The sequence below is a fragment of the Paenibacillus sp. KS-LC4 genome (assembly GCF_036894955.1).
In the GTDB taxonomy this organism is placed as follows: Bacteria; Bacillota; Bacilli; order Paenibacillales; family Paenibacillaceae; genus Pristimantibacillus.
In genome coordinates, this window is the sequence record NZ_CP145905.1 from 5756869 (window position 1) to 5780918 (window position 24050).

Consider the following 24050-nt stretch of genomic DNA (forward strand, 5'->3'; position numbering starts at 1 on the left):
TCTTTTTTCATGCCTATTTATTTCTTGTAACCTGTTTCACTACTGACACTTCATTCATTCATATAAGCAGCTACTGCCTGCCAGCAAAATTACAGCGTAACCCAGCCAAACTTAATGGAGTTGATAACGGCTTGCGTACGATCATCCACTTCCATCTTTTGCAATATGCTGCTGACGTGGTTTTTAACTGTTTTTTCGCTGATGAATAGAAACTCGCCGATAAGCTTATTGCTTTTGCCCTCAGCCATCAGACGCAATACTTCAGCCTCACGCCGTGTTAATGGATTGTCGTCGCCAGCGACAAATTTCACGCCTGGCTCCTTCGCAGCCGCCGCGCCAGATACGACACCCATCTCATCTAAGTACGTCATACGACGCAGTTGGTTGATCAGCTTTCCTGTGACTTTAGGATGTATGTAGGCATGTCCGTTAACGACAGAGCGAATAGCATTAATGAGAGCTTCCGCCTCCATATCCTTCAGCAGGTAGCCTGTCGCTCCCTTCCGAAGCGTCTCGAATACATAGCTCTCATCATCATGAATGGACAAAATAATAACCTTCACATCTGGGAAAATCGTCTTAAGCCGTTCGGTCGTTACGACCCCGTTTTCAATCGGCATATTGATGTCCATCAGGACAATTTCCGGAATCGTATGATTGCAAAATTCGAGTACCTGAATACCGTCACCGCATTCGCCAATGACCTCCAGGTCCTCCTCCATATTCAAGATACGTTTCAATCCTTCACGAAAAAGCTGATGATCATCAGCAAGCAAAATTTTAATTTTACGTTTATGATTAGGTGCGCTTTGGTTCATTCGTCATCTTACTCCTTTCTGTTCTCCGCTGTAATAGGAATTTTAAATATAATCTTCGTACCTTTTCCTACATTTGAGTCTATGTCCATCTTCCCTTCCAAGAGGTCAATCCTTTCCTGCATGCCTACTAACCCAAAATGCGAGTTGTCTCCGTTATGCACCTGAATGAGCTCTTGTTGGAATCCATTTCCATTATCGAATACGGTGATAGTAACTGAATCTGAGGTATAGACCATGTCTAAAGTAACGTAAGAGGCATTGGCATGCTTAAGCGCATTGGAGTAGGCTTCTTGAACCAAACGGTATATAGCAGCTTCCATGGCGGAAGGCATCCGAATCTCTCTCCCCGTAAGGTCAAATACAGTATGTATTTTGGTTTTCTCTTCAAAATCCTGTACAAATTTGCGCAGCGTGGGTACAAGTCCTAAATCATCAAGCGCCATTGGACGCAGATTAAAAATAATTTTGCGAATTTCCTCGAGCCCTAGACGAACCTGACCCTTTAAATCTACTAATTCGTCCTGTACTAGCTGAAATTCCTTCTTTAGAAACATTCTTTCTGCAATTTCCGTACGCATGACAATATTTGCAAGAGATTGCGCCGGTCCGTCATGGATCTCACGGGCTATACGCTTGCGCTCTTCCTCTTGTGCTAAAATAATTTTCAGGCCGATCAGCTGCCTTGTTTTAGCGGATTCTAAAATACGCGTAACCTGATTGAGGTCGCCCGACAAATATTCCAATACGACATTGATTTGCGAAGCAATCATCTCCGCTCGCTCAATCGAGGACTCCACATTGCGCACACGCTTTTGAAGATCATCCCGTCTTGATTTTAAATACGTTTCCTTCTCGCGGCAAACCATTAAATCCAGCTGAATCTGCGTCGCTTTTTCATACGCGGATTTAATATCCTCTTCTTTATATCTGACAAAATCACGGCTAACCTCCGTTAGGCGTATTCTCGCCTGCCGGTAATCCAGCTCAAGCTTGTCAACGCGTTCAATCGTCTTTACCGTTTCCTGAATGACGACTTCGAGCTCCTGCTCCAGTGATTCAAGCTCAGCGCGTGCAGCCTCGCATATTTCAAAAATCTGAAATTTGCTGTCCTCCATGACCTGCGTCGCATTCGTAATGACACGGTTAATATCTAAAATATGTTGATCCATAAACCATCGGCAACCTTTCTAATAGAAGGTTCTTTTAGACTATCATAACACAATTGCATAGTCCGCCGCCTCCTTCGCCTTGAACTCTAGCTGTCGATTACTGCGGGAAGGAGAGGGAATAAAGGAATAATTACCCATGTATGCTAGGCAATAATCCCTCTACTTGCCTCTCCTCCTGCAACTCCAGTCAGAGCTCCTCCCTAGGGCGTGTCTGAAAACCCGTTCAGTGGCCCCTTTCACCGCCTTCTCGCCCCCTGCTTCGTTCCGTTTGCTTGCCGTACCCCCGGTACGCCTTCACAAACGCGCCTTGCATAGAACGAAAATTCGGCAAAATTGGCTGCCCTCAGCGTTCTCAGACACGCCCTAGTTAATGGTAATTTTCTTCGTGCTATTATCAAAGCCTACCTTAAGTCCCAGCTGCTCCGAAAATAGTCGAATGGGAATGAGCGTACGATTGTTCCGCACAATAGGCGCAACCTCTGTTGTGGAGCGCTTGCCATTTGCCACAAGCTCTTTCTTTCCAATAACCATCTCTAGCAAATGAGCGCCATCAAATACCGTCACCCGATTCAGCTTATTGTCCCATTGAAGATTGGCTCCAAGCGCTTCGGATACGAAACGGATTGGAACGTAGGTCGTGCCCTTAAGCGTAATTGGCGTTACGTCAAGCGTTGTCGCCTTGCCACCAATGGAGGCCGCTTTACTGCCAATCGTCATGACAATGTCTTTCGCTTGGGAATTCGCGGCTTCGCCCGGATATTGTAGTTTCATATTGTCAATGCCAATCGTGCCAGTTGCCGCGCGCTCATCCGCACCCTCGGCTATTGTAACGACGTATACTCGCTTGAGCTTAACCGGATATTTCATCCCATAAGACGATAAGTCAGCCTTCACCGTCTTCCAGCCGCTCCAATTGAGCTGCTTCGCCACATCCACCAGATGTGATTTGCCATCGGCATCGGTGAATTCCGCCCGCAGCCAATTGAGGCTCTTATCACTAAAAACATCAAGTGTCATGGCCGTAGGCGAGCCTTCAACCGTTTTGCCAGAAGTGCCGTTAAACACTGCATAGACTGCCTTCGTCCCTGTTCCTGCGCTAAAATCGTACGTCAGCTGCAAAGCTTTAGCTGATGTCTGACCCGCCAAATCACTAGTCAGCTTGACGCTGCCCTTTGTGGTGGCCGATGGCGTTAGCTGTGTCGAAATGCCGTAGTTCACATTTTCAAAATCCTCAAGCGGCTTCTCCGAGCCTCCCTGCGTAAGCGGGAGCATTGTCGGATAGCCATCATAACGACCGATGGCATAACCAGTTGTTGCACCTTCGTTGACCGATTGCACGGTAAGCGTATCGCCCGATACTTTGCCGGTAAAGCCTACGAACTCCCATTTTAGCGAATCGCCGCTCAGCTTATAGCTTTTGCCATTTTTCAAGGTCATCGTTACTGGCACCGATACAGTTGCTCCTTTGGAAAGCATGCCTGCTGCACTGTCAATCGTCATCGACGCAATTTGATCCTGTCCGACAACATCTACCTTGTAGGTAGCACTCGCTGACCCAGACTTGACGCTAATAGTCGTAGAGCCCGCTTTAGTGGCCGTAAAGTCCGCGCCCTTGAAGGTGCCGATCGCCGAGGAGCTGCTCCATTTAGCATTGGTGCCGTCAACCGCTACCGGATTGTAATAGGTATCGTAACCTTTTACCGTAAAGGTGGCTTGCTGTCCAATAAGCAGGGCATTCGTGCCTCCTATTGTGATGCCTTTTACTTCTCCTTTAGGCGCTGTAGAAAACACGCCTATTCCACTGGCTACGCTGCGCATCGTCGTCCCATAAGTCGTGGAATGCGCCGATTGCAGGGCAAACTGCCCCAGCGGGCGCTCGATCATCGTTGTTGACCCGCCGCCATCCAAATTTATGCCTTTGTAGACGCCAAGCTTCACCATAATCTGCTGCAGCTCCGCCAAATTCACGCCCTTGCTGTCTCCATACTGTTCGCTGGTAATCAGATATACCTTTGTACCGTCCTTGGAATAGCCCACGGCTGAACGGGAAAGGTACGCCGCTCCACTAACACCTGTAATGCTTCGCGAGAATGTTGATGCTGCCCCATTATTAACCAGAATCGTATGACCGCTAACCATCATTTCGAATTGATTAGGATCTACTTTGCTTCCCGTCGTTTGGGAGACTAACGAGTAGTCTGACTTCAGCTTGTCCCCAACCTTAATCTCGGCACGAATGAATTTAGCTGCCGTACCGTTGGCGCGTAAAATATACCCGTCTTTAGGTGCCGCCATCGTGAGCGCAGTCCCATCAGAAATCTGCTCGACAACGCCATTGCGAACAAGCACTTCGGTCGGCAAGGCGGCAGAATTTTTCGGACGCTCCGTGCCTGCCCACGCGCTCGTATAAATATACATCGTGTTGGCGTGGCTGTATGTAGAGTCTCCACTATCCGGCGTATAAGCCGACTGGTTAATGCCAGAAAGGGCAAAGGAAGATCCGCCTGCAGAAGTTACCGTGCCGCTGAAGCTGTAGCTGTCGATTTTCGGCTGGCGGTCCTTCGTGACTCCAAAAGCATACATGCCTTTAATTTGCATCGGCGTCGTCATGAGCGTTCCGCTAGTAATCTGCGCCCCCATCGGCGAGCCTTCGCCCGTCGTCACATAGACGTCGCCGTTAATGCCGGCTACCGCTCCACTCGTTTTTGCCATATTCAAAATCGTATCACGATCGCCAATCGTATTGTTTTTGCCGCTCAGCGCATTCAACTGCACGTACTTATTCGTGAGATCGACCTCTATGACATGGACGTTCGCTTGCGCCGTTTTCCCGCTGCGTGTTGTCGTCCAAAGATAATCGACTCGTTTGGCGCCGGATGTCACATAGGACTCCTGCAGCTGTTTTAGCGTTCCGCTGCCTGCCGCTGCGGCCGTTTCTATTTTAAGCATCTTCCAGCTTGCCGGAGCAATTTCTGAAATGGGATGCAGGAGCAACGCTCCTCCGATTATAACAATAGCTACCTTTTTGCCTAGCCCGCGTTTATCTTGGTCGTATCCTCTTACTAGCTTGCGCATTATTTTCGCAACTCTCCCATCTCAGGCCCTGCCCCACCCATGCCAAAAATAGTAAAAAGGAAGGTTGGCAGCAGCCTAATCTACTAAGTCTATTAAATATAGACTATAAAGAGGTGCAAAAAGTTCCGCTAATCTTCCGATTTTTGCGAATTTTGTCGTATGGCAACAGCGTTCATCTCTGAGCCTGCTTCTTGCTGTGAGCGCCTGTCGCTGCGGCATCAGTCCTCTCTCAAATAAATGTAACCCCAAATTTGTAAGTACTTATTAAAAAAAGCCCCGTACAACCTTTATGCAAGGTTTCCCGGGGCTGGTAACAATGGACTACGTGTTTAAAAATTGAATATGCTCTAATAAACGCTTGATCATGACGACTGCTTCTGCCCGGGTTGCATTCGTCAAAGGACTAAAGGTTTTTGTAGTTTTACCGCCGATTATGCCGGTATAAATCGCTTTTGCCGCATCCGTACGCGCCCATGAGCTGATGCTGTTGCGATCAGTAAATGGCTGCAAATACGTGGAGGCTGAAGATGGCAGTTGAATGGTGGCGCCAGCTGCACTTGCTGCGCGCGTCATCATTGCCGACATCTCCTGGCGTTGAATGTATTTATCTGCTTTGAACGTTCCGTCCGTATAGCCAAGCACAATGCCTGCTTCGGAGGCCGCTCCAATATAGGCTGCAAGCTCGCTGCCTATGTTGACGTCCGAATATTTGGCAGCCGCTGCCTGGTTGCCCGGAAGCCCTAACCCCTTCGCAATATACGTTGCGAACTCACCGCGTGTTATTGGCCTGTCTGGAACGAACTGGTTGCCTGTGCGCGCTGCAACAATATTTTTGTTGGCAAGTGACTGCGCAGTTGGTCCAGCCCAATGACTGCTAATATCTACAAGGCTGACCGAATTGCTAACTAATGCAAAGGCGCCGATGCTTTTGCTTCTAAAGGTAGCAACCGTCTTGCCGCTCAACGTGGAAAACATCGTCGGTACGTAGGTCAATGCACCCGCAACAGGGTCAACCCGTACGATTGCCGTATTTTTCCTCGTTACAGCCAAGGATGTATCCACGCTTAAAGTCGCATAGCCGTTAAGCTCTGTAATCTCGCTTTTCATTGTACCACTAACTGCATAGAGCTGAAAATGTACAATTCCTGATAGTAGCGAAATGGTTGATACATTCAGCCTATTCGTCAGCGCTGTTGTGAGTGATGTCGTACCAAGCTCGATCTCGATAAGCAACTCACCCGTGGAGCCCACGGTGCTAGTGAGCCTTGAGTAGTTCAAAGCTCCCAGCGGAATTTCATATGATGTGCCATTATATTTCACAACAAAAAACGGACTCGTATTAATAGAGCTTGCATTTAGCAATGTTGATAGTGGCACAGCTACAACAGCCGCATTTTCCGAACTCGGAATTTCTACGATAATTCGCGATTTCGTGAGATTAGCCGTTCTTGCCGCCTGATAGGCAGGAGCAAGCTTATCCGCTGAGATAGAATATTTCACTGACGATCTGCCTGATGCGGTCTGATGGGACGTCTTTGTAAAAGCACCACTCGTCATTAGAACCCCGCCATCGGACGATTGGGTAAACTCCCCTGGAATCAAATCAATGATGGACGAGCTGTTCGTCACCGATTGGCTTAATATATTTTCAATGATTTTGCCCGATGAAGTACGAAGCGTCGTTCCTGAAGCATAATAGCTAAAGGTTACCGAACTGGTCGAAGCAATCGCCGTTGCAAGCGTCAGCGTAACGGTTGATCCGCTAATGGACACACTGGATACTGTCGCCGTAGTACTTCCTGCCAGAACTGAAAACTGCGTTGTATAGGGTACATAGGAGCTATTCATCGTTTCTCCGAATGTAAGCACAAGGGAGTTTCCTTTAATGACGGCTGAAGACAGCGAGCTGCTTGTGCTTCCCATAGATGCCCTTTGTGTAGAGAAACTTGCTGCCGCGTTTCCAGCCAAATCCACTACTCTAGGCGAAGACATATTATACGATACATAGATCGTATCGCTTAAGCTAATGGACGAGCTCAGTGTAAGCAGTACTTGGCTGCCTGACACAGAAATTTGCACAATTGAACGAATGCTTCCATTCACACTGACTGTATAGCTGCTAACAGGGGGAATGGCACTTGTACTCAGCGACTCATTGTAGCTTAGCGTAATGATGCTTCCATTTGCATATACGCCTTGCAGGGTTGGGGCCGTCACATCAACCGTATTCGTAATGTAGTAGCTGTTAAAGGCAGCCACAGTGCCTCCATCCGTACTTTTAAGCGGATAGCTGCCTGGTGTGTAAGAAACGTAAACGGATTGATTGGCAATCGTCGCATTTACACTCATCGTGACAACTGCGCCATTGATGCTAATAGCCGTCGGTGTATAGGAAGCACCACCGATATTGACACGGAATTGCTGATACGCCAAATTATTGACGGAAGCCAGCGCTTTATTGAACGTAAGCGTCACAACGCTGCCTGTTGCCGTCCCGCTGGAAAGTGTTGGCGCTGTTGCATCTACGGCAAATGCCACGTCCTGATTCGCAATGCTGAGCGCTTGATTTCCAGTGATATCCTGTATACCGCCCGTTGTCGTCGTAGGCTTGGAATAGGAAAGCTTGACTGTCTGAATATTAACGAGCGTTCCCGCTAACGTCAATGTAACAGTACTACCCGCTACAACGGCCGACAGCAATTCCCGCCGCTCGCCATTAACTGTAACATAGAAGCTGCTTAAGGCCGGGACAGAGCTTGCTTTAAGATCCTCGTTAAACGTCATGACGATAGTAGAGCCCCTGACCTCCATCTTGCTGACCGCAGGAGGCGTCGTATCGACACCTATTGTTTTAAAAGCCCACTGATAAGCGTTCTGAATACCTAGAAACGCATTATCCGACAGATCGTAAATTGCCGTTGGGCTAATCTCGATATAATAATTCGTGTTCGGAACCATCGTCGTTCCTGTTGGAAGCGTGATGACCAACTGACGGCTATTATCCGGATTAATGTAGAAATTAGCTGGAATATCAACTACGCCTGTCGCTGGGGTGACCGGTCTAATCGTTATTGTTCCGCTGCCCTTTACAATCGTTTCGCTGAAAATAGCAGAGAAATAGGCATCTGTAAGTACATTTTGCGTATTATTAACAGCATATTGCGACTCAATTGTTGGTCTTACCGTATCTTGAGTCACTCTGAACGTCCAGCTGTTTGCTGTAATTCCAGCGAAATAGTTCCCCGCGGCATCGCGGAAAGCACCGCTGCCAATAACCACATAATACTGCGAGTTGTTAATAAAGGTCTTATTCGGGTTGATCGTAATTTTACTCGTTCCACCACCTGTTACATAGCTTGAAGTGACAGGAATAGTGGCAAAAATCGTATTATTCGAGTTGCGTATTTCAATGTTGCCTGCGCTCGGATAAACCGGCTCTGTAAAGTTAATTTCAATGCCGGAGTTAAGTGTACCGATTGCTGCCGTATGAGCAGGATACGTACTCTGAATCCTCGGTGGATCGGTTTCATCGCCTGGACTCGTCGTAAAGCTCCACGTAGCAGCATTGGATATACCTTGGAACCAGTCCCGAGTCGAGCTGTCTGCGAAGGCTCCTGCATCAATTAAAATATAATAGCGTGTGTTCGCGAGCAGCTTTGGAGGCGTAAAGGTAACGGTATTTCCGCTAACGATAATACGGGACGTATCCGTTGCCTGATAGCGATCCGCATAATTATCATTTACGCGTACGAGACTTATGTATTTCCCAGCATTCGCTATCACATTTTTATCAAAGCTCATGCTAAAGGAGCTGCTTACTCCGACAGATGTTGCGGAGTTTGCAGGGGATAAGCCTGTTGCATTCACTGGTGCTGGTGCAGTTGTGAAGCGCCATGTCGTTCCGGCATAGCGATTGCCCGAGCTGTCTTGAATGACATGACTAGGAATCGTAACGGTATAGGTCGTATTCGGATAAAGCGCCTCAGTTGGCTTAATTGTTAAGGTTGAGGTGCCGCTGCCTACTACCTGCACAGAATTGACGGCTATCTCTCTGGAGTCGTACGCCGTTGCACTTGGAGCTGAAACAAGTGTAATCGCCCCATATGTTGTATATACATTCTCATTAAATGGGAGCGTTATTATTGTTGTAATAGGTGCTCCACCCGACTCAGGAGCAGGGGACACCACAGACCGCAAATCGGGAGGTGTACTATCTACCTGACTTACCGTTTTGAAGTTCCATTCCGCAGCATTGGATATGCCGCTAAAATTCGCACCATTGGACGCATTCACAAAAGCACCTTGGTCTATAAATACATAATATTCGGTGTTTAAGGTGTAGGAAGCACTCGGCTGTACCGTAACCGTTCTTCCGGCAGCATCAAGGGTAACACGATTGCTTGTCGCAACATTAAACGTCTCAAATAGTGAATTATTCGTATAATTGTAGATGGTAATCGAAGCAGGACCCGTTCCTTTTATTACACTTTCATCAAAAGTAAAGGAAAGCGGAGCAGACAGGCCGACGCTGCCAAAAGTATTAGCTGGTGATTTGCTTGTAATAACAGGTCCAGTGACTGCCGCATGCACTTCATTGGTCAGTAGGCTGCTGCTTGGCGGCAATGCAATTTGTAGCAAGAGTACGAATACTAGAAGAATACTAATTTTGTAACGACTCATTTCATTCACTCCCCAAAAATTTACACTCGTACCTTATTTGTCGGCTTCTGAGCGCCGAAAATGTAGGTTTTCCGTATAATTTCCATCCATTTTGAATAATTCGTCATTTCTCATTAAAAAATATTCTGTGAATGGCATTCTCATTCGAGATAATGCTTAGTGGAAGTCTATTCATATTCGAGTCTATTTTTTTATAAATTAACTTCTTTTTCAAACAATATTCCAAACTTAATTTACACAAAAAACCCTTCAGAAAAGTAAAGAACCGATGTTCTCAACTTTTTTCTGAAGGGCTTTAGTTTAGAAAAATGAATTAAGCCAAAGCATCTGCTTTCAGCTTGTCCGCTTTGTCAACGCGTTCCCATGGAAGATCCACATCTGTACGGCCAAAGTGACCATATGCAGCTGTTTGGCGGTAAATTGGGCGACGAAGATCCAGCATTTTAATAATGCCGGCAGGGCGAAGGTCGAAGTTGTTGCTGATCACTTCAACTAGCTTTTCTTCAGCCACTTTGCCTGTACCATAAGTGTCCACGCTGATGGAAACCGGATTCGCCACGCCAATCGCGTAAGCAAGCTGAATTTCACATTTATCAGCAAGACCAGCTGCAACGATGTTTTTAGCTACATAACGAGCCGCATACGCTGCAGAACGGTCAACTTTTGTAGGATCCTTACCGGAGAAGGCGCCGCCGCCATGACGTGCATAACCGCCATACGTATCAACGATGATTTTACGGCCAGTAAGACCTGCATCACCTTGAGGGCCACCGATAACAAAACGGCCTGTAGGGTTAATATAATATTTTGTCTCAGCATCCAGCCATTCAACTGGCACAACTGGTTTAATAACGTGCTCAAGAATGTCGCTTTGAATTTGCTCAAGGCTAATTTCCTCAGCGTGCTGTGTGGACACAACGATTGCATCAACACGTACCGGCTTGCCATCGACATACTCAATTGTAACCTGAGTTTTGCCATCTGGGCGAAGATACTCGAGAGTTCCGTTTTTACGAACTTCGGACAAACGACGCGCAATACGGTGCGATAAAGCAATCGGAAGAGGCATAAGCTCAGGTGTCTCGTTAGTTGCAAAGCCAAACATCAGGCCTTGGTCGCCAGCACCAATATCCTCGTTCTCTTGTTGAATATCTTTGCCATCACGTGTTTCAAGCGCAGCATTAACGCCTTGAGCAATATCAGCGGACTGCTCATTAAGCGAAGTCAGAACCGCACAAGTGCTGGAGTCGAAACCAAACTTAGCTCTAGTGTACCCAATTTCTTTAATTGTACGACGCGCGATTGCCGAAATATCGACATAGTCCGCACGGCTGCTAATTTCACCAATAACGAGAACAAGTCCTGTCGCTACAGATACTTCACACGCTACACGCGCATAAGGATCTGACTCCAGGAATGCATCCAAAACTGCATCAGAAATTTGGTCACAAATTTTATCGGGATGACCTTCCGTTACTGATTCTGATGTAAATAAATGACGGCCTTTAATTGACACCCGTATCAACCTCCTACAGATTTAGTATAAATAAGTTCAGAACTTATAAACAAAAAACGAACCTTTTCCTTAGGGAAAAGGTTGTTTTACAACTCTCTAATAAAGTATGTTACCGAAAATGTCGCTTCCTGTCAATGGATACTATCCCGATAAGAATTAAATTTGAGTAAAGATATATTTTAAATATAACCGTTTAAAACGGACTCTGCTTGAGCTACAAGGCGTTTCGTCATTTCACCGCCAACAGAACCGGCTTGCCTTGTTGAAAGCTGTGACCAATGCACCGAGCCTCTCGTTTGTGGTACTGCTCCTAACTCGCCAGCAAACTCTGTATCATCACCGAACGGGTCGGATACATAGGAGTAAAGTCCAAATTCTTCAGCTATTTCATACTTCATTTGCTGTAATGCTGCTTTGCTTAATGGAACGGCTACTTTATTAGAACGACTCATTATAAGAACACCTCACTTTTGGATGATTGGAGCATGCTCTTATTTTAACCTCAAGGCATTTGTTCAAGCGTATAATCTAATGTCAACTTGTACAAATTATACTAACTCAGTTAACGGATTGCAGTTTATATCCGCCTCGAACCAATACGGTCAACGATTTAGTGTAGCCTGTCGCGGCCGTAACGCCCCTGCCTGAGCGAGGCATCAGTAAAAGATGATTGTTAGTAATGGATTTCCCTTTAACCAGATCCTTGCCATCCGTTATATCCACAATTCCACTGCTATCTGAGCTGTAGGCTACTGCCTTGCCCACACGAAGAATGATCTCTGTACCTTCCTCACCAAGCAGCACTTTGCCGCTAGGTACATTTACGACTTGCAGTGAGGCCTGAGCACTGGAAGCGTTCGAGGAGCCACTAGAGCCACTCCCCGAGCTGCTGCCACCAGAAACTTTAGCAAGCTGCTCATCTAAATAACTTTTGGTAATAACAGGATCGTCGATAGAGCCTGGAGTTGTTGATACGCCATCTGCTTCGATAGCTTTTGGATTGAGGATACCAATACCGAAACCTATCAATAGGAGTGCTGCACCAATAGCCACTTTCATTGCTTTTTTCTTCAACTCTATTACTCCTCTCAGAAAAAAATCAGGTATCCTATTAAGATACCTGATTTCTTAAAAATTAACTACAATATTTTAATTAGCTATTATGAAATTAAAATTCCTTATTTTTTGGGTCAGCCCAGTTCAGGTATGCCGACCACTTAATATTTTTGGATACCAGCTTTGTTTTGTAACCATTAATCTCCTCATAAATATTGAGCTGAATGGTTTTGGCAACTAGCTTATCTGTGACGCTTTGGACAATGTTCGTATAGTTGTTGCCAACTTTCCAAACATATTGACCTGCAGTGCCACCTGCACCTTCGAGTTCAAATGGAGCATTAATCATGGAAATATTAGTAGATTGGTCCTCGATAGCAAAAGTGAACTTCTTAGCGCTAAAGCCTTCATAGCTAAGATCCTTCGTTACTTGACCAGAGAAATCAACATCAATTTTATCATCAGTCAAATAAGTAATAATGTTATCCATATTAATCGTATAAGGACCAACTTGAACCTTGTTAAATTCGGATGTTATCGTCTGGCTATACTGTGGCAATGCATAGCTCACTGGATTTACAAAGCCTGAAATTTCAGCATCATCTTTTTTAACAATACCTTGTGCATTAAAAGCACTACCCAGCACAACCGATGCGCCTGTTAAATCAAGCTGCTTCGGCACTTCTGTAGTAACAATAATTTGTTCCTTCTTGCCAGGATTGATCAAATTGCTTGTTTTCAACAATTTAATATCGTATTTGTCTCCATCAGCTGTTTTCAGAAAACCGACAAGCTTGGAAGTTGCAATTGCGCGGGATTGTTTATTTGTAACATCTAAATATACAGCATACAGATTGTTCGAATTGCCTTCGAGTAATTGTGTCTTCATTACATTTACTGCGAAGTTTTCTCCAATATCATTAACATTATTTTCACTGCCAATTGCAATTGATTTTGGTACGATAGCCGCAGGTGTTTTCAATGCAGCCAATTCTGTTTGTGATTCACCAGACTTCTCAAAAAGCTTGAGCTTAAGATCAGTTAACGAAGTAGTTGTAGGAACTGTACCCGTATAATAGATCGTTATAGAGCTCTTAGCTGGAATAGCTACAGGGTTAGTAAATGGAATAATGGTTGTTTTCACAGCCGCTTTATCCCCAAGATACAATGAACCCTCAATTGCTGGAATTGGAGCTGTTTTGGAGCTTGTATTTGTAATAACAAGCTTTCCGATCAGGCTGTCTTCACCGCCCCAAGTATTTCTTTGAATAGAAGCAACGTTCATTTTATAAGTGTAATCATCTTTAATATATTCATAGCTAGTTGATGTTGCTGTATTCGCTGTTTTTAAATTATACCCTATTTTAGAAACGGGCAGAGATAAACTAGATGCTCCTTCTCCAGTTCCAGAGCTAATACCTTGTGTAATAACAAGCTTTTGCCCTTTTGTAGAAACAGATTTAGGAAGAGTGATGCTTAATTTAATCGTTTCCAGAATTTTCGGACGCAAGACGATAGCATCCGCAGTACCTGAAGTAGTCGAAGTGACTTTCATCTTGTACATTCCACCAGCTGCGGACTGAGCCAAAAATTGCAGATTGGCAATCGAAAGCTCCGAGCTGCTAGTATTTCGCATGGCAAGCTCAATATTAACCGTGTTATTATCTGTGCTCGTCGACATCGTCGATTTGCTAATTCTAATATTTACAGGAGTACTATTCAACTTTACAGAGCTGTAGCCGCCTGCTTTAACATCCGTAGAATAGTCTGCTGGAAACTTAAATTGTCCCAATGTCTTCTCGTAACCGGCCACACTGAAATCAAACTTCACCACTTTAAAAATGAGCTTAGGCAAAGTCATGCTTGATGGCAGCTCGCTATAAAAAGTCAAAGTAACATTCGAATTGGCTTGAACGGTTTTTTTCGTCTTATCACTATCCAGCATATACAACGTATATTTAGTACCGCTAGTAGAAGCCAAACGGAACCAATAGTCTTGCAGATTAATCGCTTTGCTTCCTCCGTTATAAAACGTGATCGTGAAGCTGGCTGTTTTTCCTTTGCTAGTCGACAGTATATCCGCGCTATCGAGCTTTACATACGAATTGCTATTTATGTACACAGGTTTAATACTGCTTGCCGTAGAGGCCGCCTCACTCATAGCGGGCAACGTAGGGAATAGCAGAGCCACTACTAACAACATGCCTACATAAAAACGCCATTTCAATTTCGAGCTTGCTGAAAAAACCGTCTGCATTAAAATATCACTCCACATCTTTTTTTATATAGACGTTCATACCCAACAAAAAGTTTCGCTGCAATGCCGAGCAATTCACCCCTTCGGAACATTTTTTTCTACTTTAAGTATAACAAACTTTTATGAATCAAGTGTGAACGCAAAAAAAGAAGTCGATGAGATATCTCATCGACTTCTTTGGGTTAAAGAAATATTATTTCTTTTTAACAACTACGATTGCTTTAGCAAGTGTGAAGTTGCCATAGCTTGCATCGCCAACGATAGCGATACCGTATTTGCTAGTTGCTTCACCAAGGTGAGCAGTTACATCAGCAAAGATACCATCAGTTACAAGAGTATCATTTGCTTCGTCGTAAACATAGATTGCAGTCGAGCTGTTAACATAGTATACTACGCCGTTAACAGTTACAGTCGAATCAGTGTTGTTTACATTAGTCAAAGCGTTAGTAGCTGCATACACATTAACTGTGTCATAAGCAGTGCTAGCTTCTGCAAGGTTACCAGCAGCGCCAGCAATTACAGAGTCTTTAACTTCAATCAAAGTTCTGGAATCTTTGTTGTAAGTCGAGTTACCAGCAGATACGCTAGTTACGATCGAGTTGTAGATAGCAGCACCTTCAGTACCAGTCAAAGCAAGAGTTTCCTCTGTACCTTTTACGTTGATAGTGATCGAGTAGTCGTCACCAGTTTTAGCAGCGCCAACATACAAACCGTACTTAGTTTCTTTAGCATCAGTAGCCGATTTTTTAGTGATCAGGACATACTTAGCAAAAGTAGAAGTACCATCAGGGATGACAGTTACTCTGTTACCAACTGCAAGGTTTGCAAGAGTACTTGTTTCAACTTTACGATCACCAGCAGTTGCTTTGTCGTAAGTGCTAGCATCAAGAACTACAGTGTTAGCATTGATTTCAAAAGTAACTGATGCGCTAGTAGTAGTGTTTGTAACTTTAAGAGTAGTATCTTTCTTCTCTTTAACTTCCCATACTTGAGTCAATGGTGTAATTTCTTTAATACCATTGATGCTTGCATCGGAGTTTTTCAAAGTCCAAGTAACGAATGCAGCTGCACTGTTGTCAAATGCAGTTGTAGCACCAGTAAATGGAGAAGCATCTACAGCATCGCCCAAACGAATTGTTGTTTGAACAGCTTTGTTGACATCAGTTCCACCAATCCAAGTAAGTTCATTCAAGCTAACTTCATAGTTTTTGTTGTCTTTAATCGAGTAGTACTTGAATACGTCTTTGTTGTCACCAAATGCGCCCGATGGGGACACTTTGTTTTCAGCGTTCAGGATAACACCGTATTTAGCATCGGAGCTTCCACCGCTCAACAATTCAGCACCAGCAACTTTACCGTCTTTGTTCAAGAACAGTTTGAAAGTACCATCTTTAGTAACTTCTTTCGAACCAGTAAGGTTAGCGTTAGCACCTTTTACACTTGTGTAAGTTTTGCCATCAATAGTGTACACGAATGTACCATCAACAGATGTACTTACAAGAGTTACTTTACCTTCAACAACATTACGAGTCGCAACAACTTTAACCGCTACTCTGTCTTTGTTGTAAACAATGTCAAGAACATCGTTTTTAGCAAGATCAGTTGCAGCTTTAGCTTCACCGTTCAGAACGATAGAAGTGGAGTCGTTAAGCGATACAGAAAGGTTATCTTGTGTAAGGATACGAGCTTTAGCAGATGCAGTTGCAGCAACATAAGAATCAAGCAACTTGTCAGCGCCGTTAGCTTTAGAAACAACTACTGCGCGTACTTTACCAACTACACCAGCGCTAACGTTAGTGGAATTGTTATCGTACAGGTAAACAGACACATCAGCGTCTTTTTTCAGGTTCGAGTCAGTACCTGCAACAGAATCACTGTTGAAGTAGTAAACCGAGTTACCTACAGTGTTGTATTTAGTAACAGCAGTACCGTTTTTAACTTCAACTTGTGGAGCGTTATTGAAATCAGCATTCAGTGTACCAGTTACTACGTTGTTTTCATTTTGGTTGTCAGTGATAGCGCGAATACGACCATCAGTATCAGCCAAAACTGTTACATTGTGAGCAAGCAGATCAACCAGTTTCACTCCGCCAGTGATGATGAAGTTAGGCGCCAAAGTTTTGGAAAGACCGTTCAACGAAAGGCGACCATTGTCATCAAGAACCGCAGAAGTAACAACTTCTTCAGTTGTTGTTCCCAGACGGGAGATCAACTTTTTGCCAGTGCTGCTGTAAACTTTGGAATCAGCGATCCATTGTACCAGGTCAGTACCCAGTGCGTTGCTAATTTGTTGTGCTACAACACCACGTGTTGCTGCAGTACCAAGAGCTAGATCAACTTTCTTGAATACGCCAACTTCTTCAGCTTTCAAAGTGACGTTATAAGGCCACGAGCCAGTCAGGTTGGAGTCTTGGTAACCAAGAGCACGAACCACGATTGCAGCAACTTCTTCGAACTTGATGTTAGCGTTCGGGCGGAAGTTTTTAGTACCTTTGTCACCAAGCAGCAAACCTTTGCCAGTTGCTACGTTGATGTAACCAGTGTACCATTCGTTAGTTTTAACGTCTGAGAATTGGGATTTAACGTTTTGCAGAGCAGTAGCAGCTTGCTCGCTACCTGTTGCGATAACGATAATTTTAGCAAGCTCAGCACGAGTGATGCTGTTGCCTGGTTTGAATGTACCGTCAGTATAACCATTGATAATTCCAAGAGCTACAAGCTCCTCAATTGCACTTTGTTCTTTCACGCCTGCTACGTCAGTAGGAGTTGCAGCGAATGCTGGAACTGCCAGAGACATACCAAGGGAGAGAGATAGCACGGATGCCAATAAACTTTTCTTCATAACCTTTTTTTCTCCTCCTCTAAATTGCTTCGGTTGTTGAGAGTTTTGTTTAGAAAATGAATTGCTCGTTTCCCTCATGTGTGTGTCACCCCCTTCCCAGAGTTGAGCAGTATTAAGTATAAATAATGTCTGTCGCCATGTTTAACCCTATGTAATAACATGTCGCAGAAACTCGTAAACACGCAGAAAATTGCTAGACCCTTATACCACTATAACATTATACAATGGCATACCCTTATCGTAAAGAGAAAGTTGAGAATTCATTCCAACTAACTCTGATATTAGGCAAGTCTTAAGAGTGATTTTTGCCGATTGATGTAACACCACTTATTTAGACGCACAGGTCTCAGAAAAGTTGCGCTCATCTTAAAAATAATTTCAAAAAAGTTTTACCCTCGCTATGTAGCTTCGAAACAACTGCATGCGATCTTCAAGAAAACGGTCGCTCTAGTTCTTAATTCACTTCTATGTTTTATTACTTGTTCAGTATAGCTTGGCTGGACGCCTTACGTCGATGCAAAAGATTTTCCATGGATAATCTTACTCATTTCTTTAATGAACAGGAAGGATCAGCCAGAAGCGAACCCTTCCCTGCACCATTACTACTGAATTTTATAGAAGTTTGTTCTTTCTCATAACACGCTCAGCAATGATAGAAGCATCACCGCGTTTAAGATTAGCCTTAGGATCAAAGCGATAGGTCGCTTTAGCTGTCCCAGTGGTCGTGTTAGGTAACCCCTCTAAAAATTTGGATTTCACGACTGCAATAACCGAGCTTAATGCATACCCATCAATAGAGTTGGCATCCGTAAACTGTTTTTGCAGCGTTGCTCGATCTTTAGTTTGATCGTCCTTGCCATCCTTAAGAAGATTAGCAGCACGAGCGATCATAACTGCGGCTTCCTCTCTTGTCAGAGCTTCATTCGGCAGGAACTGACGCGGACCTTTACCTCGAATAATGCCTTTTCTTACTGCCGTTTCAATATAGCGATAATCCCACAAACGACTTATTCCAATCACTGGTATTACATCATCAAAGGTCATATCGTTTGGATTATAATCCAATGGAATTTGGAACATTTTCACGAGAAGTTGAGCAAATTCACCCCTGGTAATATTATCATAAACTCCAAATTCATTACTGCTCGTCGATGCCATTACTCCTCTTGCAAACATAAGCTCCATTGAGTTTCGAGCATAAGAATGCCCGATAACATCTGTAAAGCTATAGCGCAGCTGCATAACGACATAATAACCAAATCCATCAATTGGTGCGGTAATGGTTTTGCTTCCTGTATTTACTTTACCGCCCATATTGCTCCATTGACCATTGTAATAACGCCAAATACTTAATGTGTTTGCTGCCGTATTTATAATACCTGAATCATATTTCAATGTAATAGTACCCTGATTAGTAGTTTCCAGCCAACGTGTCAACGGTCTTGTATGGAATACATTCCCTGATGCATATGGTTGCTGACCCGCCACAAAAGTATAGTCCGTACCCTTTGAGCCTTCTACATAGCCTGGATCAATCCAGAATAGTTTAGAAGCGTAACCAAAATGTGCGGAAGGTCTTAACACAGCTGCGCCATAGTCATCATAACCAATAGCTGTAAAGGTCCCATCTTTTGCTGTTGGATCAGATCCTGTCGTATACTCCCCGACTGCATTATATAATTTTGTCGTTCTGCCATCTGCGCGATCAGCGATGGAGAATAAAATTTGCTGGGAATCAAACATATCGATCGTTGTTACATCTTGCCCTGGGCTAACATTAGCTGGGCGTAAGAACGTATTTTTAGGAAAGTTAACCGTCAACTCCCCTTTGAAAGCCGTTGCTTTACCTGCTTTGGTAATCGACGTTTTGTACTGTGCCCCGGACGAATTATCGGCAGCGTAGTTTACGGAAAATTCACCATTAATCTTCTGTGTCCCCCGAAGAACAGTAAATTTAACCTTATTAACACCTGCTTTAAGACCCGTTAGTTCATAACGGAAGATATCATCAGTAATGCTTTTATTCATTTCTGCTTTACCGATTACGATGCTGTCAGCACCTTCTGCGCGAATACTTACATTCAAGAAGTTCTGATTAATAACAGCCTCCTGCGGCAGTTTAGGTGATAAAAGCTCATAAGTTGGACGTTCTCTTGTAATCGTGACTGTCTGACTGACGCTTTCTGTACCTACTTGCGAGGTAACCGTAATGCTTTTAGTTCCGGTTGCCGGCAATGCAATGTTGTAAAGACGCAAACGATATTGTTTATTAGCCGAATCTGTTCCCACTGGCTCTAAATATAAATTATTGTTAAGCGTTGGGAAAACTATATTATTGCTACCATCCACAGATGCTGTCGTAAATGTCTGTCCATCTACGGAAATAATCAAATTAGCCAGCTTCGTTACAGTAAAGAGCAAATCCACCTTTTTCTCGGTAGTTGTGAAGGTATCCGCTGTGTCGCCGGGTATAAACTTATTATCAATGTCACTCTGATAACGACTATTGGTTGAGTCCGTTGTAGGATCGATTGCATATGGAACAGGAATAAGCTTCGTTACTCCCGGCTGTTGGTCGGAGAAACGGTAAATTAGAAGCGTATTAGTTACATAAACTCCATTGGCCCGTCCACTTAACACCAACTCATTGCTACCAAATACAAGCTTTGAACTTGTATCAGCATTTGTTAATGGAATCGTAAATTCAGAACCACTGAACATAGCTGCATTGAGCGCTACATCTGTTCCATTCAGCTTAAATGTAATAGAAGAAATATCCGTCGTTAAGTTAAAATTCAACAGTTTACCATTTAAGGTTGCTAAACCATTTCCGTAATATACCGCACCATTATAGGTATTGGTCACCTGAATGGAGGAAATCGGATTAAAATTAAACGTTCTAGTAACAACGTCCTTCTCAGCGCCTTTAATAATAGTAAAGGTTAGTTCAATTTCCCCTTGAGGCATATTATCAATTCGATACACACGCTCGGAGTTCGGTCCAGTAAATGCTGTAGAGCTAAACGAAGATCCCGAAATCGCATTGCCATTCAATTTCGCAGTCAGTGTTGTCGACCCGCCGGCCAAGCTAAAGTTAGATGTATCAATAGCTACATATAACGGAAGCTGTGTTACTGCAGCATTATTAGAAAAGATTCCACTTGATGTATAGCCTACAGTCGTTCCTGATGGAACGGCATCATACACTTGCTTAAGTCCTGTAATATAAGGCGCTGTTGCTGTTCTAACTGTAAAGTTCACCGGAAAATTAGCCTGCTGACCACTGTATGCCGAGCTTTTAACACGCAGTTGGTATTTACCGCTAATTGCCGCCGTTAAAGTAGTATCTGAAGTAAAGTTGAATTCTGTATAATCAGTATTTGATGTACCTGAAGTTACTGTAGTTGCATGAGTGCTTACAACGGTTCCTGTGTCATCGAAAAGCTCCAAAGTAATTGTAGGAGCTGCGGTTGCAGCAGCTGGTGTTGAGAATAAAACTTTACCAGTAATCGTTTGATTGGAAATTGGTGAAATGATAGGATCCCCATCCAACTGCGTAGTATTGGCAAACACATTATAAGCAGCTGGGGTATTGGCCCTAAAATATACTAATTCGCGATTCAACGTATAGCTTTTGTCTCCATTACGAGAAACAATCGTTAGCTTATTCAGTCCAAGCTGCAGCTCCAGATCGGAAGTAACGAATGTGCCTGCGCCACCATTAAACATAGCCGTACCGTTAATTAAAACTTCAGTCGCATTAGCGGCTTTGACAAGAAGTGACGGACGGGCAGCGGTGACAATTTTAGGTTGTCCCTCCTGAAGAACAGTCCCATCAGCAAGAGCAATGCTGGAGATAACCGGAACATTGCCATAGCTGACGTAACTTACGCCCTCCACTGTCCCACCGTTACCTGTAATACTGCTACTCATACCTGTTACTGTAATCCTGTTCAAGCCCTCATAGAGCTGTACTCCTGCAAACAAAAAGGTATTGCCTACAATTGACGGAGTAAGTGCTCCATTAGAAGAAGCAACTACAGCGCCATTAACGAGACGCTCTACTTTGAAGGTAATCGAGTTAGCCGATACATCACTGAAAGAGCCTCGCAAATCAACTGTACTCGTATTAACAATAGTTGGGCTTGCCTCTACTGTACTAAAATCAGTAAACTGAAAATAGATCGACGCAGCCTTCGCTGGTTGGAGCGGAGCCAACGTTACAATCAAGGCAATTGATAAAAATAAGCTTAGCATTTGTTTCCACTTTCTCATCGCACTGGTTCCCCCTTATATGCATTGCTTTTGAATAAGCACCCTGATGACCAGTACCTACTCTTCATAAAAATGATTTATGAACTTGCTGTATAAATAAACGTTGATATCGCACAGAAGAGCTTATCGTTCTCTACTCTATAAACTTTCCTCCTTCTCCCTCTTGAGCGAATGTTTGTCATTAGTCGTTACAATTAGACGCAAAGACCCAAGAAAAGTTCCGTACTGTAGTTATCGGTTATTACAGCCTAGATTTTTAGTCTATTTGGGAAAGTTACGCAAAAAAGCTCCACAGCCATTGCAAAGGCTGTGGAGCTTCATTATTAAAGTCTAATATAAAATAATAGCAGAAATCCTAATTTATTTCGAACGCGATTGCGCATCTACCTTTGTTCGCAGCAGCAGCCGATTAAAGAGATTAATAACCGGTCGGCGCGTTTTGTCAACGATCCCAATAAGCTCGGCGCCAATTTGCAGGCCAAACATCAGCAAGCAAATAACGGCGAACGTAACCCAGTTGGCTGCGGTTGATTGTATAACAGTAGACTGCAAAATCGCAAAACCTCCAAATATTGCCGCCACACCCCAAATAATCAGCACCGTACGACGATGGCTAAAGCCAAGCTCCTGCAAGCAATGATGCAGGTGTCCTTTATCCGGTGCGAAAATCGGACGCTTGTTCACCCAGCGGCGAACGATTGCAAAAAAGGTATCCGAAAGCGGAACACCAATAATGAGCAATGGCGTAACGAACGAAACAATGGTTACCTGCTTAAAGCCGATCATGGACAACGTAGCTAGGCTGAATCCAAGGAACAGCGAGCCCGAATCGCCCATAAAGATTTTTGCAGGATGAAAGTTGAAAAATAAAAATCCGACAATGCCGCCGAGCAGCAGGCTGCTGAGCAGAATAATAGGGATATTGCCCATTACGATCGCCATAATCAATATGGTAGAGATCGCAATACCTGAAACACCCGCCGCGAGCCCATCCAGGCCATCAATTAAATTAATCGCATTGGTTACGCCGACAATCCAGAGAATCGTAATCGGAACAGCGATCCAACCAGCAATTGGTTGCATAGCCTCACCGAACGGAATGTTAACTAAATCAATTTTGATACCAAAGCCAAATACGACAACGCTTGCCGCGACGAGCTGTCCCAGCAGCTTCACTTTGGCAGACAGCTCCAACCGATCATCCAAAGCGCCAATCAAAATAATAATCGTGCCGCCTACAAGCAGCGCTTTAATCATATTCATATTTGCATCTGTCAGCATTCCATCAGGAATGAACGGGAACAGCAATAAAAATCCTGCGACAAATGCAGCATAAATTGCCAGACCACCCATGCGTGGCATAATGCGGGTATGAACCTTCCGGTGATTCGGCTTATCAATCGCACCGACGAAAAAAGCGAATTTTTTAACAAGCGGTGTCATGACTAGCGCTAACGTCAGAGCAAGAATAAAACCAATCGAATACAATAAGCCTTCTGGCATGTAATGCAGCTCCCCTTTTGTTTCTACCGAAGTGAATTATACTCCGATCGAAAAAGAAACTCCAATCCCGTTTTCATTCAATTTCAACGGTTTTCACGAGTTTTTACGATAATGGCCCAGGTTTTGTTACGTTTTCTTTGTCGCGCATCACTTTCACAACGAATTTCGGCAAAACGAGCATTCTTGGCAGCCTTTTTGGCTCTTGAAGCAAGCGGTAAAACCACTCTAAACGCAGCTTTTGAAAAATCATCGGCGCACGCTTCAGCTTTCCTGCAATAATATCGAAGCTGCCGCCAACGCCCATTATATAGGGGACGCCAAGCTGTTGCTTATATTTCGCAATCCAAGGCTCCTGCGTCTCTGCTCCTCTGGCAACGAGCAATATGTGCGGCGCTGCCCGGCGAATCTCCTCCACAACCTCCTGATCCTGATCGGGACCAAAAAATCCGTTGCGATATCCTACGATTCGCACCTGCGGATATTGAAGCTGCAGCTTTTCGGCTGCTGCTTCAATCACCTCCTGAGATGTTCCGAGCAAATAAGCCGTCCATTTGCGCTGTTCGCCTTCGCGCATTAAACGATGCATCAGGTCAAAGCCGGCAACCCGCTCGGCAACAGGCGTACCTACATAATTAGCCGCCCATACTACGCCTGCGCCATCAGGAACGATAAGCTCCGCCTTTGTCATCATTCGGTAGTAATCAGCACTCTCCAGAGCAGACATCACCATAATCGGATTAGCTGTAATGACATGCGTTTGACGCTTCTCCTCAATTGCTTTCACTAAATAGCTGACCGTCTCATCCATTGTCATTTTAGAGAAGGGTATGCCGTAAATAGATACGGTTGGAACATGGTT

At 44.2% G+C, this 24050-nt stretch carries 12 protein-coding genes; all 12 read right to left on the reverse strand.

Annotated elements, in window-relative coordinates; all coding sequences use genetic code 11:
• Window positions 1-89 precede the first annotated feature (89 nt).
• The 12 genes from V5J77_RS24440 to V5J77_RS24495 all read right to left on the reverse strand — a co-directional run bounded on the left by V5J77_RS24440 (window position 90) and on the right by V5J77_RS24495 (window position 24005).
• On the reverse strand, window positions 90-818 hold the full coding sequence (locus tag V5J77_RS24440; protein ID WP_056036894.1) for a response regulator transcription factor: 729 nt from the start codon (window positions 816-818) through the stop codon (window positions 90-92).
• Between the two features lie 8 nt (window positions 819-826).
• Window positions 827-1987: a sensor histidine kinase gene (locus V5J77_RS24445; protein WP_338553392.1), complete on the reverse strand. Its 1161-nt coding sequence runs from the start codon at window positions 1985-1987 to the stop codon at window positions 827-829.
• A 363-nt stretch (window positions 1988-2350) separates the two neighbouring features.
• Window positions 2351-5062 (reverse strand): stalk domain-containing protein, encoded by a 2712-nt coding sequence (locus V5J77_RS24450; RefSeq protein ID WP_338553393.1) that lies wholly within the window; start codon window positions 5060-5062, stop codon window positions 2351-2353.
• A gap of 321 nt (window positions 5063-5383) precedes the next feature.
• A complete protein-coding gene (locus tag V5J77_RS24455) occupies window positions 5384-9742 on the reverse strand; it encodes an Ig-like domain-containing protein (RefSeq protein ID WP_338553394.1) in 4359 nt (1452 codons plus the stop codon).
• 313 nt (window positions 9743-10055) lie between these two features.
• A complete protein-coding gene (metK, locus tag V5J77_RS24460; protein WP_338553395.1) occupies window positions 10056-11258 on the reverse strand; it encodes a methionine adenosyltransferase in 1203 nt (400 codons plus the stop codon).
• Between the two features lie 179 nt (window positions 11259-11437).
• On the reverse strand, window positions 11438-11710 hold the full coding sequence (locus V5J77_RS24465; protein ID WP_338553396.1) for an alpha/beta-type small acid-soluble spore protein: 273 nt from the start codon (window positions 11708-11710) through the stop codon (window positions 11438-11440).
• 106 nt (window positions 11711-11816) lie between these two features.
• The gene (locus V5J77_RS24470; RefSeq protein WP_338553397.1) at window positions 11817-12332 is read right to left on the reverse strand and encodes a hypothetical protein; all 516 of its coding nucleotides are present in this window, start codon (window positions 12330-12332) and stop codon (window positions 11817-11819) included.
• A gap of 94 nt (window positions 12333-12426) precedes the next feature.
• Entirely contained in the window at window positions 12427-14571 is a 2145-nt protein-coding gene (locus V5J77_RS24475; RefSeq protein WP_338553398.1) for a hypothetical protein, read from the reverse strand.
• 193 nt (window positions 14572-14764) lie between these two features.
• Entirely contained in the window at window positions 14765-17491 is a 2727-nt protein-coding gene (locus V5J77_RS24480; RefSeq protein ID WP_338553399.1) for an S-layer homology domain-containing protein, read from the reverse strand.
• A gap of 534 nt (window positions 17492-18025) precedes the next feature.
• On the reverse strand, window positions 18026-21688 hold the full coding sequence (locus V5J77_RS24485; protein ID WP_338553400.1) for an S-layer homology domain-containing protein: 3663 nt from the start codon (window positions 21686-21688) through the stop codon (window positions 18026-18028).
• Window positions 21689-22048: 360 nt separating this feature from the next.
• Window positions 22049-23191 carry an MraY family glycosyltransferase gene (locus tag V5J77_RS24490; RefSeq protein ID WP_338553401.1) on the reverse strand — a complete coding sequence of 381 codons (1143 nt, stop codon included), beginning with the start codon at window positions 23189-23191 and terminating at the stop codon, window positions 22049-22051.
• A 103-nt stretch (window positions 23192-23294) separates the two neighbouring features.
• Complete coding sequence (locus V5J77_RS24495) at window positions 23295-24005, reverse strand: WecB/TagA/CpsF family glycosyltransferase (RefSeq protein ID WP_338557051.1); 711 nt, start codon at window positions 24003-24005, stop codon at window positions 23295-23297.
• Window positions 24006-24050: the final 45 nt, after the last annotated feature.